The 18,203-nt window shown below is 37.6% G+C and carries 22 protein-coding genes; 3 read left to right on the top strand and 19 right to left on the bottom strand.

Translation table 11 applies throughout. The annotated features are described in order from the left end of the window. Positions 1 to 64: 64 nt before the first annotated feature. Positions 65 to 4,171, bottom strand: coding sequence for an RCC1 domain-containing protein (locus tag ACFVS2_RS25870; RefSeq protein WP_390239184.1), 4,107 nt, complete (start codon positions 4,169 to 4,171; stop codon positions 65 to 67). A 329-nt stretch (positions 4,172 to 4,500) separates the two neighbouring features. Here ACFVS2_RS25870 and ACFVS2_RS25865 point away from each other — a divergent pair, with 329 nt between their 5' ends. Next, positions 4,501 to 4,692, top strand: coding sequence for a hypothetical protein (locus tag ACFVS2_RS25865; RefSeq protein ID WP_390239182.1), 192 nt, complete (start codon positions 4,501 to 4,503; stop codon positions 4,690 to 4,692). A 250-nt stretch (positions 4,693 to 4,942) separates the two neighbouring features. Further along, positions 4,943 to 5,365 carry a hypothetical protein gene (locus ACFVS2_RS25860; protein ID WP_390239181.1) on the top strand — a complete coding sequence of 141 codons (423 nt, stop codon included), beginning with the start codon at positions 4,943 to 4,945 and terminating at the stop codon, positions 5,363 to 5,365. Positions 5,366 to 5,417: 52 nt separating this feature from the next. Here the strand turns inward: ACFVS2_RS25860 and ACFVS2_RS25855 are convergent, their stop codons facing one another. The 16 genes from ACFVS2_RS25855 to arfA form a co-directional block, all read right to left on the bottom strand. Continuing rightward, a complete protein-coding gene (locus ACFVS2_RS25855) occupies positions 5,418 to 5,723 on the bottom strand; it encodes a hypothetical protein (RefSeq protein WP_390239180.1) in 306 nt (101 codons plus the stop codon). Positions 5,724 to 5,750: 27 nt separating this feature from the next. Beyond that, entirely contained in the window at positions 5,751 to 5,984 is a 234-nt protein-coding gene (locus ACFVS2_RS25850) for a hypothetical protein (RefSeq protein WP_390239177.1), read from the bottom strand. A 52-nt stretch (positions 5,985 to 6,036) separates the two neighbouring features. After that, positions 6,037 to 6,675: a class I SAM-dependent methyltransferase gene (locus ACFVS2_RS25845; RefSeq protein WP_390239174.1), complete on the bottom strand. Its 639-nt coding sequence runs from the start codon at positions 6,673 to 6,675 to the stop codon at positions 6,037 to 6,039. A gap of 113 nt (positions 6,676 to 6,788) precedes the next feature. Continuing rightward, positions 6,789 to 7,382, bottom strand: a complete 594-nt coding sequence (locus ACFVS2_RS25840) for a hypothetical protein (protein ID WP_390239173.1) — start codon at positions 7,380 to 7,382, stop codon at positions 6,789 to 6,791. Between the two features lie 16 nt (positions 7,383 to 7,398). Beyond that, positions 7,399 to 7,986, bottom strand: coding sequence for a hypothetical protein (locus ACFVS2_RS25835; protein WP_390239170.1), 588 nt, complete (start codon positions 7,984 to 7,986; stop codon positions 7,399 to 7,401). A 16-nt stretch (positions 7,987 to 8,002) separates the two neighbouring features. Then, positions 8,003 to 8,593 carry a hypothetical protein gene (locus ACFVS2_RS25830; protein ID WP_390239168.1) on the bottom strand — a complete coding sequence of 197 codons (591 nt, stop codon included), beginning with the start codon at positions 8,591 to 8,593 and terminating at the stop codon, positions 8,003 to 8,005. A 16-nt stretch (positions 8,594 to 8,609) separates the two neighbouring features. Further along, positions 8,610 to 9,218 carry a hypothetical protein gene (locus tag ACFVS2_RS25825; protein ID WP_390239165.1) on the bottom strand — a complete coding sequence of 203 codons (609 nt, stop codon included), beginning with the start codon at positions 9,216 to 9,218 and terminating at the stop codon, positions 8,610 to 8,612. Between the two features lie 4 nt (positions 9,219 to 9,222). Continuing rightward, on the bottom strand, positions 9,223 to 9,978 hold the full coding sequence (locus tag ACFVS2_RS25820; RefSeq protein ID WP_390239163.1) for an HAD family hydrolase: 756 nt from the start codon (positions 9,976 to 9,978) through the stop codon (positions 9,223 to 9,225). Positions 9,979 to 10,154: 176 nt separating this feature from the next. Then, positions 10,155 to 10,454 carry a hypothetical protein gene (locus tag ACFVS2_RS25815; RefSeq protein WP_390239160.1) on the bottom strand — a complete coding sequence of 100 codons (300 nt, stop codon included), beginning with the start codon at positions 10,452 to 10,454 and terminating at the stop codon, positions 10,155 to 10,157. A gap of 150 nt (positions 10,455 to 10,604) precedes the next feature. After that, positions 10,605 to 10,982 (bottom strand): hypothetical protein, encoded by a 378-nt coding sequence (locus tag ACFVS2_RS25810; protein WP_390239158.1) that lies wholly within the window; start codon positions 10,980 to 10,982, stop codon positions 10,605 to 10,607. Positions 10,983 to 11,235: 253 nt separating this feature from the next. Continuing rightward, complete coding sequence (locus ACFVS2_RS25805) at positions 11,236 to 11,610, bottom strand: hypothetical protein (protein WP_390239155.1); 375 nt, start codon at positions 11,608 to 11,610, stop codon at positions 11,236 to 11,238. Positions 11,611 to 11,649: 39 nt separating this feature from the next. After that, positions 11,650 to 12,066, bottom strand: a complete 417-nt coding sequence (locus ACFVS2_RS25800) for a response regulator (protein ID WP_390239152.1) — start codon at positions 12,064 to 12,066, stop codon at positions 11,650 to 11,652. Between the two features lie 109 nt (positions 12,067 to 12,175). Beyond that, positions 12,176 to 12,760, bottom strand: coding sequence for a hypothetical protein (locus ACFVS2_RS25795; protein ID WP_390239149.1), 585 nt, complete (start codon positions 12,758 to 12,760; stop codon positions 12,176 to 12,178). Positions 12,761 to 12,782: 22 nt separating this feature from the next. Continuing rightward, positions 12,783 to 13,046, bottom strand: a complete 264-nt coding sequence (locus ACFVS2_RS25790; RefSeq protein ID WP_390239146.1) for a hypothetical protein — start codon at positions 13,044 to 13,046, stop codon at positions 12,783 to 12,785. 3 nt (positions 13,047 to 13,049) lie between these two features. Continuing rightward, positions 13,050 to 13,679 carry a hypothetical protein gene (locus ACFVS2_RS25785; RefSeq protein WP_390239143.1) on the bottom strand — a complete coding sequence of 210 codons (630 nt, stop codon included), beginning with the start codon at positions 13,677 to 13,679 and terminating at the stop codon, positions 13,050 to 13,052. Positions 13,680 to 13,906: 227 nt separating this feature from the next. Further along, a complete protein-coding gene (arfA, locus tag ACFVS2_RS25780; RefSeq protein ID WP_390239140.1) occupies positions 13,907 to 14,047 on the bottom strand; it encodes an alternative ribosome rescue factor ArfA in 141 nt (46 codons plus the stop codon). Positions 14,048 to 14,246: 199 nt separating this feature from the next. Here arfA and ACFVS2_RS25775 point away from each other — a divergent pair, with 199 nt between their 5' ends. Then, on the top strand, positions 14,247 to 15,659 hold the full coding sequence (locus ACFVS2_RS25775) for a stalk domain-containing protein (protein WP_390239137.1): 1,413 nt from the start codon (positions 14,247 to 14,249) through the stop codon (positions 15,657 to 15,659). Between the two features lie 156 nt (positions 15,660 to 15,815). On the opposite strand, the gene ACFVS2_RS25770 is transcribed toward ACFVS2_RS25775, so the two are convergent. Further along, the gene (locus ACFVS2_RS25770; protein ID WP_390239135.1) at positions 15,816 to 16,436 is read right to left on the bottom strand and encodes a hypothetical protein; all 621 of its coding nucleotides are present in this window, start codon (positions 16,434 to 16,436) and stop codon (positions 15,816 to 15,818) included. Positions 16,437 to 16,444: 8 nt separating this feature from the next. Beyond that, on the bottom strand, positions 16,445 to 18,202 hold the full coding sequence (locus ACFVS2_RS25765; protein WP_390239132.1) for a nucleotidyl transferase family protein: 1,758 nt from the start codon (positions 18,200 to 18,202) through the stop codon (positions 16,445 to 16,447). Position 18,203 lies beyond the last annotated feature (1 nt).

Below are 18,203 nucleotides of genomic sequence, written 5' to 3'. Positions count from 1 at the left end.
ATATGATTTTATTTTGATGGAAGCATAAAAAAGAGTGGGTAAGAATCCCACTCTTCATCCATTCCTATACTTTTACTGCATCGAGGCGTTCTTGAAGCTTTGTGCGAACATCTCCTTCTGGAAGAGCGTCAATTGCTTCTTGCGCTTTTGTATTGTAGTAAGAAGTTTTATAACGTTCGTAGTAGCCTACATAATCAGTTGCTTTTTGAATCGCTTTTTTCAATTCCTGATCACTCAAACCATCATTGAAAGCATTTTTCATTTTCTCCGCACGATCATAGAGATTCCGATAAATGACCTGATAATTAGGGTCATTCTTCACTGCATCTGGTACTGCTTTTGCTTTTTCCCAAGCCGTTTGGATATAGGTTCGAATGGAGTATTTCTCGGCTCGTTCGACAGCCGTTAGCAAACCGGATAGGTAGGACTTCACGGCGGGATCTTTGATTTTATCAATAGCATCTCCGATTCCGTCTTTACCCGTGTCAGTCTTAATCGCTTCTAAACGACCTTTCAAATCCTCCTTAGCTTTACTTTCTGGTAGTTTATTCACTCCATCCCATGCTTTGTCAATGTCAGTTTGCTTTTTCGTGTTTTCAGCAGTAACAACTTTCTTCGTTGCTTCTTCCACAGCTTTGTTGTCTATTTGCTTTTGCACTTCATCTAAACGGTGATTCAGATCGTCTTTTGCTTGCCCGTTAGGAAGCTTGCTTACCGCATCTCGTGCTGTATTCACATCCGTTTGTCGCTTGTTCGTTTCGGCTATTACGACTTTCTTCGTAGCCTCTTCCAATGCTTTGTTGTCGATCTGCTTCTGAACTTCAATCAAACGATCTTTCAAGTCCTCTTTTGCTTGACCTTCTGGAAGTTTATTGACCGCTTCCCATGCTCGATCTACATCCGATTGTCTTTTGGTTGTTTCGGCTGTTACGACCTTCTTTGTCGCATCTTCAAGGAGCTTCGCGTCAATCTGCTTTTGGACTTCATCTAATCGTTTGTTCAAGTTGTCTTTCACTTGACCATCTGGAAGCTTGTTTACCGCATCTCTTGCAATGTCGACGTCCGATTGTTTTTTGGTGAACTCAGCGGTTACAACCTTCTTCGTAGCTTCTTCAAATGCTTTGCTATTATCGATATGCTTTTGCACTTCATCCAGACGCTTGTTCAAATCATCTTTCACTTGACCGTCAGGAAGTTTATTAACAGCATCTCTTGCAGTATTGACATCTGATTGCTTTTTGCTATTTTCAGCGGTTACGACTTTCTTCGTAGCCTCTTCTATAGCCTTGTTATTATCGATTTGTTTTTGTACTTCATCCAGACGTTTGTTCAGATCATCTTTCACCTGACCATCAGGAAGTTTATTAACAGCATCTCTTGCATCATTCACGTCTGCTTGATTTTTGCTTTTCTCAGCAGTTTCAACCTTCTTCGTAGCCTCTTCAACTGCCTTATCATCTATCTGTTTTTGAACTTCATCCAAACGATCTTTCAAATCCTCTTTGTCTTTGCCTTCTGGAAGCTTGTCAACCAAATCCCTGGCATTGTCTACATCCTTCTGGTCTTTGCTGCCTTCGGCTTTTTTAACTGCCTCTTCTGCTCGTTTTAGTGCGTCGTCAGCAGGATTTGAAATCTTAAAGCTTTTTGTAGTAACCGCACTTTCATTACCAGCTCTATCAATCGTCTTTGCTTCGACAGTTACATCTCCCATTGGCAATTCTACTTCTGTCCTATACTCTATCCACCCTTGAGAGTTAATATTGAATATGGTTCCCTTTGCTCCAGATTCTCGATCTTCTCCATGTTGAATTTTCAGTACCCGTCCATTTACTTCTAAAGAAGGTGCATCTGGAGAAATTTTATCAATATTCGTAATGGACAAACTTACAATTTCACTGGTATTATCACTGCTATCTTTTGATTGTGCGTAAATAATCGTATTTTCACGAACTATTACTGATTTTTGCCCACGCGTGTAGAGTTTCCACTCTCCGTCTCCTATTTTATAACGCTTGGATGAATCCGATGGGTAATTAATCGTAACCTCTACATCTTGATTCGTTGGCTCATTTGTACTCGCTGTCATTGTAGGTGCATCCGGTGGCGTTAGGTCTACATCGAAGTTTCCATTAACCCACAATCGATTTCCAGCTTTATCGTATGCTTCGATTATAAAATAATACTTTTGCTCAATCAGATTCTCATACTCCACACGATAAATGTTGTCTTTATTAAACTCGAATGCTTTCTTTGATAGTTTTGTTGTATTATCTTTATCTAAAAGAGTAATCTCTACCCGATCCACCCCTGACATCTGGTCAATAATCGTAAACTCAAAGATAGCTTTTTCTCCTTTGATTTCTTGTGAATACCTATACTCAGGAGCTTGCATGTCGATGTTTTTGATTTCAATTGTTTTTACCGATTCATTACCTGCCGCATCCTTCACATAAGCTGTATATACGCCATTCTTATCCAGACCAAATCCAGGCAAATGATTGGCAATCGTTATCCCATTAGAAGAAAAATAGGAAACAGATTGATTTCCCTCGGCATATTTTCGAATATATGGCTCTTTTTCATTTGCGACATCAAAGGTCACCATCATAGTCGCATTGGTTAACTCTGTTGTGGAAGGTGTTAAGTTAATAACGGGTAATTCTTTATCGATATTACTAATTGTAATTTGCTGAACAGTCTCATTTCCTGCTTTATCTTTAGCATAGACAGTATAGATGCCATTGGTTGCAACGTTAAATGTAGTTCCACTCAATACCGTACCGTTCGATGCAAAATAACTTGCCGTCTGATTACCAGAGGCATATTTTTTCACTGCAACCCCACCGTCATCTGTCGCATTCACTGTGACAACCACATCTTTATTCGTAGGAGAGGTAATTGATGCTGTCAAGGTAATGGCAGGGCCTGTTGTATCAACAACTGGGAATTGGACTTGAACTGGCTCAGCAACAATAATTCCCGCCGATTCGTTTATCCCCAATTTCCCATATCCATTTCCTCCCCAACTCCATACCGTTCCATCTTCTTTCACAGCTAAACTATGACCGCCTCCAGATGAAAGACTAACAACATCGGACAAATTTTTTGCTTGTACAGGCGAAGTAACGTATTGAGGATATCCCGTTGTCCCGTTACCTAATTCGCCATCTTTTGAAGAACCCCACCCCCATACCGTACCATCATTTTTTAAAACCATAGAAACCTCGCCAGCCGCAGACACGGCTTTTACATTCGAAATAGTAGGTACTTGTATAGGCATATTATCTGAAATAGCAAAGTTTGATCCATTTCCAATTTGTCCATTAAAGTTTTTTCCCCATGACCAAACCGTACCATCCGACTTACGGGCAAGTACATGAGCAGCTCCTGCTGATATTTCTGTGATATTGGAGACGTTTTTTACTTTTACTGGAGTTGTTCGATAGGTTGTTGTTCCGTCACCCATTTCTCCTTTTGCATTAACTCCCCAACCCCACACGTTCCCATCTGTATCTAATACATAAGAAGCCGTACCACCTGTTACGTGAGTCGAATCATTTGTAATAAGAACTTGTTTTGCTTTTGAGATAGTAGTGAGCTTAACCGGAGAACTGGCAGTTGTGCTGGTTCCATCTCCATATAAGCCCGAACTGTTATTTCCCCATGCCCATACATCTCCATTTCCATCCACAGCTAACATATGTTGTTGTCCGACAGCAATATCTTTGATATTCGTTAGTCCTGGTATTTGTACAGGAGTATATTTGGTATTTTGTAAAGTTGGAATATAAGTATGTGTTCCAACCGCCCATACCGTACCATCCGCTTTTAAAGCGAAAGTGAATCTATTTGTGCCTCCATATGCTATTTTCACAATGTCTGAATCTGAATATTTATTTAAAGTAGGAACCAATAACTTGCCTACGTTTTCACCTACTGCTACTCCAATACTTGATCCATCACCCCACGACCAAGCTTTTCCATCAGGTGTTAGAGCATAGGAGTTAACGCCATATGCATAGACTTTTGTTTGTGTTAATGCACTTGCTTCAACGGTTGAGTTCCCCCAAACACCTCCCAAAATCATACTTGTAAGTAACATCGTCCCAAATAATTTTTTTGGTGAATTTGCTAATACGTTTTTCACATCTTTTAGATTTTGCATCTTCATAGTTGATCTATCATTCCTTTCGGTCGAATCTATTTTTGAATCATAGATTCTATGCGGTTATTTATTTAATAATCATGCTTTTTGTTTAATCAGGTTTTATTATTAAACAGAACATTTCACCAAGAATGCTCATTTTTTAATCCTAAATTCAACCCCATATATTGAACGCCATTTATTTGCATATAATGAATTGTGTTAGAAAAAGACAGTTGATTTATTTCGATCATTTTTTAAGGAGGACAAGAATTTAAAAAACAGATATAGCGATTGGTGGATATCACCTCATGGTCGCTTATTCAAAACAGGTTGCTTAAAAAGGAGTGCTTACCATGAAAGCAGTTTGTCCAAACAATCCAGAGCACAAAGAGTTTATTACGTCAGCACATGTCGTACAAGATTGGATCGTTGACGAAAGCGGAAACTATCTCTCCGTAGCTGAAGATGTTCAAACCACTCATGGACCTCATAAGGAGAATACGTGGAATTGTCGTATTTGCCTTGCGGAAGCCATTGTTACGTAAATCTATCTTTTTAAAAAGGAAACGAGCAAAAGTTTGAAGGTTTATGAAGACGGATTTTATGAACACTTTGACGAGGTGTAACAATTTCAATAAAAAGTGATCTGTTTCTACAGACAAGTGGAATATGTATATAACGTTGAAGCAGAATGTAGGAGAAGTTTAAGGTTGATGGCGGCATGATTTTAGAAGGTGAATCGTACACGGAGATCTAAATCGAATTAAACGAAGAATAAACAAGGAGACGATAATAATGAGCGTAAACTACTACTTTAAAGACGTGAAGGCAAAAGAATCTCAAAAACAATTGGAAGAAGCATTAAATATATTAAAGAACGTAGACTTACTTTTCATCGGCAAGCTGAACTTTCCAACTTCTGAGGATATTTTCGGTATATATGAAGCCGAAACGCTCCATATCGGTCAATCTGCTTATGGTACTCTCCTGCTCAAACGAAATGAACATTTCTACACGACTGTTGCAGAAATGAAGAAGTTTTATGAGAAGAATAAAGATAGACTCAGCATCGTTGCGGAACATGGAATCGAATACACCTGGGATGAATTTGAAAAAGAGGTGTTATCTGAACCAGCTCGTACTGGAAATGGCATTTTCTCTGACAAAATTATCCGTGACAAAGACGGATATGTATGGGCTACTTATGATTTTTATTAATTAATTAACTACAAAAGCTGATCCTGCAAGGTAGGACTCAGCTTTTTTCTTTTTATTTATTTTCAGGTTCATATTCGACTTCTGTTTTCCCTCTAATACCCCATATCTTCTTGAAAAGAACAACCAACAATCCGATTGAATACATTACAAGTATCGAAACAAATAACCCGACATAAAAGCCAGGACGTATCATCGAATAGAATATGTCGTGTTTATAGGTGTGAAATTTTCTGTTGTTACAAATTTCATAGTAAATACCCAACCCACAATACAAAACCCCTATTGGAAGCAAAGCAATCATAAATGGTATGGCAAATGACCAAAGCAGCCATTTTGGAATCATATCTGTGAGACTCATTGCACTTACCTCCTATCCGTTTAAAAATTATGCAATTAATACTTTTTCCAAAACGATTTCGTATTTCTTTGAAATCTCTACGTGGACAAGTTTCTCACCAGTATATACGAATACTTCTCTCTTTGACTTTCTCTCCAGCTTTGCTATTTCATATTTTTCCGCAATAATCTCTTCAACACGTTTCCAATGTTTCCGAGTGGAAAGTTCTTGGTAAAAAACTGCTGAGAAACCGAAAAAAGAAATGATTGTAAACAGAACCATGTGATCCTCCTCAAATTGAAGACAAAATATTTAGGTCAATTCTCTATATATGTTATTTACAAATCGCGATTCCTTCCCACAAACACTTCATCTTTCCGTAGTATGTTAATTTTTTCTCTCCTACCTCAAGCACTTTCCAATTGGAAAGCCATTGATCCATTTCTTCTTTACTAAAATATCTCCTATTAATCGAGTTGTTCATATTGTTTGCTTCCTGATCATTTGTAGAGTTTATGCGAAAAACGAAGACACCATCTTTTTTTATTACTCGTTCAAGCTCGTTTGTAATGATAGTTAATTGGCTGTCTTCAAAATAATGAAGAGAAAGACTTGCGATGATAACATCGAAAGAATGATCCTCCAAAGGCAAAGGATTACGGATGTCATGTGAAAACCACTTTCCCTTCGGAACAGCTTCCTTAGCGCGCAAGATTGCTTCATCAGACAAGTCAATTCCCGTTACTTCGTGATTGTTATCGATCAAGAATTGTCCTAAATCTCCTGTACCACAACCAATTTCAAAGACCTGGCTTCGCTTTGGTAAGAGATCCAAGTAGGGATTAAACCAGGCAATCTCTGATTTTGATTGACTTGCATGGTAGAGGCGATTCCAATATTCTTGTTCGATTTCATATTGTTTGATCTTTTGATAATTTCGATGGGATGAACTACCGTTTTGAAAAGTACTCAATACAAACTCCTTTCAAAATTCGACGAACGTATATGACTTTGGCAGCTGGATGTTCAGATTGCATTAACGACTATTCGTTCTTTGCTCTTAATAAGGTTGGTAATCCCTTTTATTTATTTTATCTCTGTAAAGGTGTAGGATTCTGGCAAGTAGATTCTCACGTTGTAAAAACCTTTATCCATTCCATGTCCCAAATCTTCAGGAACTTTTTGATATTCGATATAAGGCTTTCGTTCATTTGTTAATTCCATAGAAGCATCGTACCAATTGGTCAAAGTAGTGATTCCTTTATCTTTAAAAGAAACGGTTAATGGGGTTTGTTGTACTTCCGAACTGTAAGTATACCAACGATTATCTTTCAGTTCGGTTGACAACTCCGTTTCAATTTTTAAGAAAACAATTTCTTTTTTTTCTTTTGGCAACGATTCAATGTATGGGTTTACTACTTCTCGTTTCCATTGTGCTACACTCTTGTGGTATTCATTCAATTGATATGTTTGAAAGATGTCACCAAAAACAGCCAACAAAGATATTGGGACAATAACAAGCAGTACCCCAGTAAGAAAAAGAACCCAAATGTCATTGCTTAATCCAAAACAAAGCAACAACACACCAATTATCATTACCACAGCAAATATAATTTCATATCCATGACCGCTTTGCTCAGTAATCTGATTTCCCAAATAGATAACTTGATTAAGATCCACCATAAATCCCCTTTCTTTATTTGATCTCCGTAAACGTATATGTCTCTGGTAGGTGAACTTTTACATTGTAATAACCAGCATCTACTCCATGTCCTAAATATCTGGGGACTTTTTGGTATTCGATATAAGGCTTTTCTTCGTTTGTTAGTTTCATAGAAGCGTTATACCAACTTGTCAAAGTGGTGATATCTTCATCCTTAAAAGAAACGGTTAATGGGGTTAGTTTTACTTCTGAACTATCGATGTACCAACGGTTTCCTCCCGATTCTGTTGCTAACTGTGATTCGATCTTAATAAAAACAATGTCTTTTTTCTCTTTTGGCAACGAATCAATGTATGGCTTCACAACAGTTTTCTTCCATCTCTCCACATCCTGAACATGTGCGTCTTTTTCGATATCCTTCATTGCCACAAACAAACCAGACCCTAAAAAAAACATACATCCTCCTATAATTGCAGGAACTACATATCTTTTTACAATTGCACCACTAAGAAAAATTGCTCCTCCAAACACTGATAAAAACAAACCAACTATAGTGTATTTGCCATACATAAACGTTTCAGGAATCTGACTTCCCATTTCAATGACTTGATTGATATCCATATGAACAGCCCATCCTTTATTTGATCTCTGTAAACGTATATGTTTCTGGCAAATGAACGCTCAAATTGTAGTACCCTGCATCCATTCCATGCCCCAAATCTTTTGGAACTTTTTGAAACTCTACATAAGCCTTTTCTTCTTTTGTTAGTTCCATCGAAGCGTCATACCAATTTGTCAAGGTTGTTATCCGACCTTCTTTAAAAGAGACAGTTAATGGGGTTAATTTGATTTCAGGAGATGAATACGTATATAAACGATTTGTTTTGGAAGACAATTCTGATTCAATTTTGATGTACACAATTTCCCTTTTTTCTTTAGGCAATGTTTCTATATAAGGAGCTACTACTTCATTCTTCCATTTCTCCACCTGTTCTCCATACGTATTTTTCGATGTCCAATCTTGATATAGGCCGTTAAACAGAAACCCGCCTGCGATAATAAATATAACCATACCTAAAGTAGTTGCAGCAGAACCAAACATAAATAAGCCGATTAGACAGATAAAAACACCGAAAAACAACACAGCGATAGAGATCTCGATATTCAGTAATGAAAGAGATGGATCAGGAATTTTTTCTCCCATTTCAATAACTTGATTTATATCCACTTTCTTCTAATCCCCCTTATTTGATTTCAGTAAATCTGTACGACTTAGGCAAATGAATTTTTGCATTATAAATACCAGGGATAATTCCGTGTCCTAAATTAACGGTTAAATTTTTGTATTCCAGATAGGGCACTTCATCATCAGCCAGCTCCATCGTTGTTTCATACCATTCTGTTCGTGTCACAACGTTATTTCCATCTTTAAATGATACCGTTACAGGGGTTCTTTCAACGGATTCAGTCTTAGAGGTATATCTGTAACTTGATGCCCTTGCACCAAGTTCTGCCTCAATTTTGATAAATACTATTTCTTTTTTTTCAGATGTAAGTGATTCGATATATGGATTTGCAATCTCATTTTTCCATTTCTCTACGTCTACATTAAAAGCTGTCATCTGCTTTAAATAATCCTCGGTTTTTACAGCAAAAAAACTTATTCCACATAATCCAGAGATTAAGAATATCCATATCAAAGTGTCTTTCCCCAAATTAAGACAAAATTCAATTAGAACTGCAAAAAAGAAAATTGCTAAAAGAACCACAATGAGGAACTGTAACATGCCGAATATACTCATCTCAGGTATTACAATCTCTTTTCCTAATTCAATTACCTGAATTGCATCCACGATTTCACCCCTCTCTATCACAAACCGTATAACTGACCGTATTTACATCATGAATTTCCCTTAATAGACCTGGAATCTCTGCAAGATTATGAACCAATCGATAAAAGACGTGGTTTGAATCAATCTCAAAATGATCTGCTTCCCACGTATCACGAATAGCATGAATTCCCCAAATGTTGTTCTCTAATGCAGGATGAATATCACTTTTCAGGGAGTTACCAATCATGTGACAAATATAACCATCATATTTAGCAAGTACCTCTTTTAACGTATCTGGCGTTTTGTAGGGGTATACATAAACTGCGTCCATGAACTCCAACACACCTGCTTCACCTACTCGTTTACGCTGAATTTCATCATCTCCAGCCGTTAAAACAACCATGGAATAACCCTCTTCTTTCAAACATTTCAAGACAGCCAGAGCTTCAGGGATATTTTCATTTTTACGGACATACAAGTTCTCTACGTTGTCTGCCACCTCTTGAACGACTGTTCCTGATGGTGTAATTTCGTTTTCTTTACAAAATTGCTCCAATGTTCGAAGCCAACTATGTAAGTAACGTGGGCGTACAAATCCATACTCACTTACAAGCTCCAGGTCAATTTTACGTTGACGTTGAAGAATCTCGTTTACTGCTCGATTATCCCCAAAGATTGTTTTAGAAATAATTTCGGCACATGACCAATTGGTTTTCTCAAACTCAATATTCGTAAAAATCAAGGTGTCATCCAAATCCCAAATTAACAATTTTCTCTTCATAATTTATTCCTCCTCGTTATACATACGATGACAACATTCATGTTTGCAGTTGCCATTTATCTTTATCAATGTGATATTGCAGAGCTTTAAGTCAATAGTAGCATTATCATTGCTTATATGCAACGAGTTGATTGGTATAAAAAAGACAACGAATAAAATCGTTGTCATATCCTTGCTCACTTCAACATCCGATTCGGAAGTGAAGCATATTCTCTTCTTTCGACTGTACCATCTTTTTCAGTAGTGCCATTGGATCTATGAGGAGTAAAACCATCTTCGCCTTCCAGTTGTTGAAGCTTTTTTCTCAATTCAGTATGCTTGATCCGCTCCTCCAACATCTTCGTTTCATGCTTTGCTTTCAATTCCTCTGTTTTCTGCTTTGTTATTACTCGAATCGTCTCCCCTAATTCTCCCCCTACAGTTAGACCTACTGACACGAATCTGACTAAAGAAGCCGCTTTTTTAAATTTGTTCATCAATAATACCCTCCTAACTCCGTTCATAATTTTTATCATACGAGACAATGTTCTCATCCATTCAAATACAGTTGAAGCTGACGAGCTAAATGAAAAAAGGAGACAATGCTAAAATAGCCATAGTCTCCTACTACACTTTGTTATTTTTTTCTACTCAATTTCAATTCCTTCTACCACAATTCCAATACTAATCAAAAACACCTCTTCGATGTCCAAAGCCTTAGTTTTTAACTTTTTAATCAAAGTGTTAACTGCCTCTTCTTTAGTTGATCCGGTTTCCTTCACAACTGCATGAACGATGAAATAAGTATCAAATGGATGAACCTCTGTACCATCTTCACCTGTATAGGAACTCCCACCTTCTGAATTCAATACATCCGTTGTTAAGATCTGAATTTCTGTACCAAGGAGGTTGTTCACTTCCTCTTTATCGATCATTTCGGGAAGATGTTCTTTCGCCTGATCTATCGATATAGCATCAATGCAGTAATATCCCTTTATTTGCACGTTTAAATCAAATGTATCCAACTATATTCACCTCTTATTTGATATGGTAATTTTGCGGATGAACTCCTTTTGTTCCAAACAGATTGCAGAATATGTCTATGATTGTTGATACTGGCAATCCACTTAATGTGCTTTTCGGAGCACCATTTACTCTATGAATTTCATCGATCAACAACAGTATGGTTGCTTGCTTCATAAAAACTCATCTGCCTTTCATTCTCATTTGTTGTTGTTGAGATGTACCTGTATATTTTTCCTCGCTGAAGCCTGATTATTATTGAATAGTTAATAAAGGAATATATCTATCACCTGCAATGATATACGAGTGAAACCTATGCCATCCATCATCTAACCATTCATTAATGCCTGGGGCAATGCAAGGCCATTTAGATTGTCCATGGTCAGGTAAATCTCCTCCAGCGACATAAAGCTGATGATATTCTTCAAAATCATTGCATCCCCAAAGATCTTCACTTAGTTGCATACAACGTTGTTTAGCTTCATCTACTGAAACCATTTCATATAGAAATCTACTATTTTCAAGTTTTCTCTCTGTTTCAATCAAACTTTCACACTGTAAATATTCCATCAAAGCTAACTTGCATTCTTGGGACAACTCATTATAACTCAAGCTTTTCCCACTCAACATGGTAGAGTTCTCCTTTCAATAGGATAAACTGGAAATGAATTAAGAACTTTCAACCAAATGATCCGCACTTTGAATTTCTACCGCTTTCACAAATGCCCCTACTTGATCACGAATATTATAAAAACCTGCAACAATATAATCCAGTACATTTTGAAACTCAGAAACATCAAATTTACTCCATGAATGAACAAGTACAGGAGTTATTATGTTTTTCCTACTCATTTCCATGAGTACCATGATTCCGCGATCTGACTTGAGTCCAGATCCATCATCAAATATAGGAAGCCCCATATCCAATATCACACCATCAAATTGATCTTGCATGAGTTTTCGAACGCCTGAATTATACGATTTAGCTCTTACAACCTCATGATCATCTAAACAGTCGGAAACTTTTTTCGCTTTACAATCATCATCTTCAATTATGAGAAATCTCATATTCCCTTCACGCTCCATGGATTTATCTCTTCATCTTCAACTAAACTATTCCGACAATTAATTGATTTGAATAAGCTTACCTTGATAAATATATCCAGATAAAATTACGATTCATTACAATTCGCTCCTATCTCATCATAGCTTGCAAATTTTCCTTTGCCTTTTCAAAAAACTTCTCAGCCCGAAAACCTTCTTCCACCAATTGCCCAAGCTCTTTTTTCCATTCTTCTTCTAAGCGAGTTACGTTGTCTAATGTAAAAATTCGGTCAAAAATGTCGCTATTCGTCTTCATATTTTCTACATAACAAAATCGCTTCTCAAAATAGAACTGTGCTGATTTGCTCGAAAAGGTAAAGTAAATACGATTGCTTGTTTCTTTCAAAATTACATAACCTTTCTTTCGCAGGACACGGCGAAAGGCTTCAACCTTGTCTTCATCAGGGATTGTATGATTGTAAGTTTTAGGCTTCTCTGTTCCCGATAGTTTTGCAAACAATGCCTCAAGATCTGTCATCCCTTCCTGAAATTCTTCCCACTCATGCGCATGAACGATGAAGTTTGGATGTGCATTTGCAAATGGATAGGGAACAACCACTAAGTAATAATTTTCTTCGTTATCGATGAACTGCCCGCACAAGCGACATGCATTCTTTCTCCCTTGTTTCTCCCATAGTCCTCGATTAGTCATTTTCATTTCTTTTCCTATTTTCATCCCTTTTCTATCCCCTTCCTATTTAATAATTCCAAAGTTCTCTATGTTTTCTTCGCATTTCTTCTTCCCAGGGTTTTAATCTCACATTAATTTGCTCGATCTCAGCCTCTATCCGTCTCTTCTCTTCTTCGAGTTTAAAAATCTCGACCTCGTTTTGGTTCTGAAAAAGAATAACTTGTGAATCGTTATACATTTTACCTTCTTCATAAATAACGGCAGTTCCATTTTCGGCTCTATCAAGTTTAAGCAATTCTTTGATCCTCTTTTTCAGCGTCCTAAACAGCATCTATCACTCCTCCTGTCTTACAAACTTCGTTACTTTCTCCATATATCCGACCAATAACACCTTGCCGTTAATCGAAACATCACAATAACTAATTCCTTCTATGAACCCCTCTTCGAGAGTAGAATCTTTTCCCATTACCCGATGTTGAATCTGTACATGATCACCAAGCTTAATGTTATCGCGAAGCCATGGAATACAATCTGCTGGTGGTGTTTGAATCCACTCAACATCTTTTCTGGATACGATTTGTGATTTAGGAATCCAGTTGTATTTAATGGTTTGAATTGCCTTATCTGTTTCATCAATCATGTAATCTTCCACTTCTTGCGGAATGCCTATCTTGTTCGATAGCCATTCTGTAATAATCAGAAACGTCTTAGCAAGTGGTTCCGCGATGATATCTTCTTCTTTTTCAAACTCACGCTGTTCATTTATGAGGTTTTGAACCGCATCTGCCGAACTCTCTGCCCACCCTAACGCGTAAGCATAAGCTGCATACTCGCTTTGTGCTGTTAATTTGATATCACAAAGAATCTCTCGCATCGTCTCAGCGGATAGATTATCCAGATTTTCTGGAATCTCCATGTAGATATGCTTTAACGCATCTCCTACATCTCGATAAATCGAACCCATAAAAATGCCTCCTTTTAACATTTATCCGAGGATAATCCAATGTCTGACTAAACCCTTTATCTTATTCGGGTAGATCCTCTCTTATAAAAACAAAAGACGGTAGAATCACATCCAATGTCTTTTAGTCACTATCTCCAGGTTCAGTATTCCTTTCCTTTGCCATCTATCCTAATTGTTCAAACTCTACATCTATGCATAATGCATGAACATTTCCTCTTAAATAAAAATCACCAAGCAACTTGTTTGGTCGCTTGGCGATTATAAGAACCTTTTCCCTTTTTATTCTTTACAATTTGGGTAGAAGGCTTGATGCCCCATACTTGACGGATATTCGTCATTTCACCAATCGTTTTCTTTTTGTTCTTCATTCTATCACTCCCCTATTTCTTTGTTTATATACAACGTTAATTCTATAATTATATAAGTATATTATACACATGAATTTTTGTCATGCTATATCAAATCCTTCTGAAAAGAAAAAGATCAAACAGTAATTTGGTTATAATAATCGATTTTAAAGTATATGATCCACAATCGAATAATAAAATTTGAAAGGAGGCTTTACCCTTGAAACGTATTGTAAAACCAGTATTAATGGCAGTTTTAGCAACATCATTGATCGCAACAAGTGCAATGCCTGCATTTGCAAAAGCCTATAACTATGACGAGGAGATTGACGTTGATTTAGGCTCTTATATTGCAGGAGAGAAATCCTCTGTCTTTCTTGAACTTGATATGGACAAAGCAACTCTTGTGAAAGGAGAAATCATTAAAATCAAATTTCCTCAAGAATGGAAAATCCCAAAAAAAATTGATGAAGAGGATGTTGAAATTAATGGTGAAGAAGTAAAAGATGTAAGCGTTTCTGGTCGTACGGTAAAAATTGAAATTCCTAAAGACGTTCATGGTGATGATGAACTGGAAATTGAGTTCCTTAAAGATGCAGGTTTGTCTAATCCTACAGATGCTGATGACGATTATGTAATTGAAGTCAGTTTAAGGGTTCAAGAGGAACATAAAGAAAAAAAGGTAATTAAAGTTCCAAAACCTACTACACCAACAACTCCACCTGTAGTACCAACAAAGCCTGTTGATCCAGCAGTTCCACCTGTGGCACCAACAAAGCCTGTTGATCCAGCAGTTCCACCTGTGGCACCAACAAAGCCTGTTGATCCAATTGTTCCACCTGTGGCACCAACAAAGCCTGTTGATCCAATTGTTCCACCTGTGGCACCAACAAAGCCTGTTGATCCAATTGTTCCACCTGTAGAACCAACAAAGCCTGTTGATCCAACTGTTCCACCTGTAGAACCAACAAAGCCTGTTGATCCAATTGTTCCACCTGTAGAACCAACAAAGCCTGTTGATCCAATTGTTCCACCTGTGGCACCAGCAAAGCTTGTAGTTACTACAACTCCTCCAGTTGAATATGAAACAATTACAGAAGAAGTTACTGTTAAAAAAATGGTGGAACGCGAATACGAATCAGATGAAATTGAAATAAAAAAAACTACTTCGAAAAAGTCCGATTCGACTTCTGTGAAAGTACCAACACTCGTAACGAAGAAACTTGAAGTATCTCTTCAAGTAGGTTCTACTAATGGAACTCAGCTCTTTACTGAAAATGGAATTGGTTCTAACAACGTTGTCTTACTTGACACCGCTCCATTTATTCAAAGTGGTACAACACTCGTTCCTTTGCGTTTCATCGCTGACGGATTAGGAGTTCCAATTGTCTACGACAATAACACACAGGTCGCAACTTTGACCCTCAATGAAAAGACTGTGAAGCTCAGTGCAGGCTCAAAAACTGCAAAAATAGACGAACAAACCGTCAACCTTCCTGTTGCACCACAGATCGTTAATAATAGAATGATGGTTCCCCTTCGATTCATTGCAGAAAACTTAGGTGCACAAGTTGTGTGGGATGGATTCACTCAGAAAATCAACATCAACAAAGTTTCTACACACTCAAGATAAAAAACAAAAGGTCACTATGTTCATATAGCGACCTTTTGTTTTTTATCTTTTCAAATTCCCTTACGATTACTTTGATTTCTCAGGATTGGTAGCATCAAATACTTCAGCAATCCCTTGACTGCCAACTCCAATCATGGATTCAATTTTTTCAATGGTTCAATAAAAGTTATAATGGATACGTTCCTTTTCTTCATCGTAGCCCAATACACCAAGAAGCTTCATCACATTTTCTTCGACTTTCATGTATTGTTTAGGGAGCACGCTTACAATCTGTTTACTTTCTATATCCCGCTCTCGAATCCTTTTCAAACCATTTGATGGGAAGGGTTTTAAGCCCAGCTTAGCCATCATCCAAGCACAACTCAGGGTAACACATTTGATTTCTTCCCGATCCTTATAAATATCTTTCAAAGCAAACTTACATTCTCCAGATACATAGAAAAGAACCTCTTTTTGATCTCTGTGAAATGGTTCCACCACCTTAACAGAAGCGGGGAGATCATCAATTATTTCGTTCGCAAGCTCAGCAAAGGTTCCCTCATAGGCAATAAAATCAGGAGTGTGTCCTAATCCACCAATTTGTTCAAGCAAGTAGTCATCACTCCACGGTTCACTGGAAAGATGGTAATCATCTACAAGAACTGTTGTCAAAACACTCCTACCTTCTTCATTCAATTTACGAACCATGTCCATCATGATCGAGACACTTTTGATTTGTTCTTGACCGAATGGTTGATCCTTATAAATATGAGCAAATTCAATATGGATATCATTCATTTTCTCACCTATTGTTTTAATCGTTCTAAATGCCAATCAATAACATCGACCATAGACGCTTCCTCAGAAAATCCAAGATATTTCATGAGGACGATTAAACTTTCATCCATTTCCTTTAGCTTTCGTGGATGTTTTGTGTAGAAATCGCGATTAAACTCCCACATTTTAATCGAAAAATTGAGTTCTCTTCCCATAGGAACACTCGCTCTACTGATAGGCGAGACATAGGGCAGGACATAAGGTACTCGGACAACAGAGCCATTAGGCAAGGTTGTTACCAAACCACTGTGCTTCGCTCCGAACACAAAATCACGCATATCCACAATGTCAAAGAATTTTCTATCCTTATTTGAGTTATCCAGATGACTAAGAATGATGGTTTCTCTTACTTGAACTTCTGGAGGAAGCATTTCAAACATTTTGCGAATGGTATATCCAGATACCACATCATCTTCAATTAGCACATACTCTCCAGGAGGAAAAGAACAAACTTGTTGTTCAAGGCTTAGTGTATTTGGGCGATTCGTCAGACGCTTCGACTGAAATTGCATCGTTCCGAGTTCAAATAATCGAGAGATGTCAAAATTAACGTTTCCTCGGATAAATACGTCCAAACTAATCGTTTTCATCCCTATTTGCTCAATTAAGTCCTCTGCTTGCTTCTGCTGCTCCTCACATGAAATCACAGCAACGCTCATTTTCCCATCAAAAGACGAGATAAGGATATCTGACATACTTCGAACGGTTTCCTGCATGTCATCATCGCTTAATGGCAAAGCTCTTGAAAGGTCATTTCTTATGGCGAAGACATCTTCTTTAGACGTATCTTTTTCCTTATGCAACAAGTTGTAATACAAGTCTTGTATTTTCTCGTCAAGAAATTCCCTGTGACCACCCCTTGCTAATGTTGAAGAGATAGCAGTTTCAATATTACTTTGAGCAAACACTACATTTCTCGTCGCTTTCATTTCTGTTTTCATTGCCTCAAAATTACTCTCATAACCTGTTCGACTCACACACACAGCAATTCCATTTTTCACGAAAGCTCTTGCAAACGAAGCATTGTCGCCACCAAACACGTAACACACTTTAATCCCGTTTGGTGTAGGGATATGATGGTTCAGATAAGCTTCTAACCGAAAAATGACATCGGTAAAATTAATTGCATACCGATTGTAATACCCTTCCCACTTATCGAGGTACAACCACGAATTACCTTCAATAGCCGTTTCAACGAGATATGCTCGCTTTTCTATGTGTAACGCAGTTCTCCCCTGATCCTTTGTAGAAACATATTCATCATGAGATGGGGAAAGATACCCACCAACAACTTGATACCCCGCTTCTTCCATTGTGTATTTTGCGATATCCATCAAATGCAAATGACATTTATGAATAGGCGAAAACGATCCCGTTGTCAAAACAACAATATAGGGTTTCCCATTAGGCGGATGATTTGATATGCCATCTACGATTTTGTCAAAAGGTGTAGTTAAGAAATCAAGATTGTATATCGTTTTATCAGGATTAGAATCTACGAAGAATCCTGAGTGATACAATGCAGGCATAGATTGATAGTATCGATAAGTCTCAGCGTAATAGGGATCAAGAAGAACCTTCCATGCGAGTCTGATCTGCTCACACTGTTTTTGCTCCTCTGTAAGAGAGGCAGTAGCTATCTCAACCTCTTTCCCTGTAAACTCTCCGTTTAAGCCGAGATACTCCCATAGTGGAGTCGAATCTTTCTCAAAATGGAAAGGCTTCATC

The sequence above is a fragment of the Brevibacillus sp. NPDC058079 genome (assembly GCF_042885155.1).
Lineage (GTDB): Bacteria > Bacillota > Bacilli > Brevibacillales > Brevibacillaceae > Brevibacillus.
The sequence above is the reverse complement of the archived record's forward strand: the minus strand, read 5'-3'. Positions and strand labels throughout refer to the sequence as shown.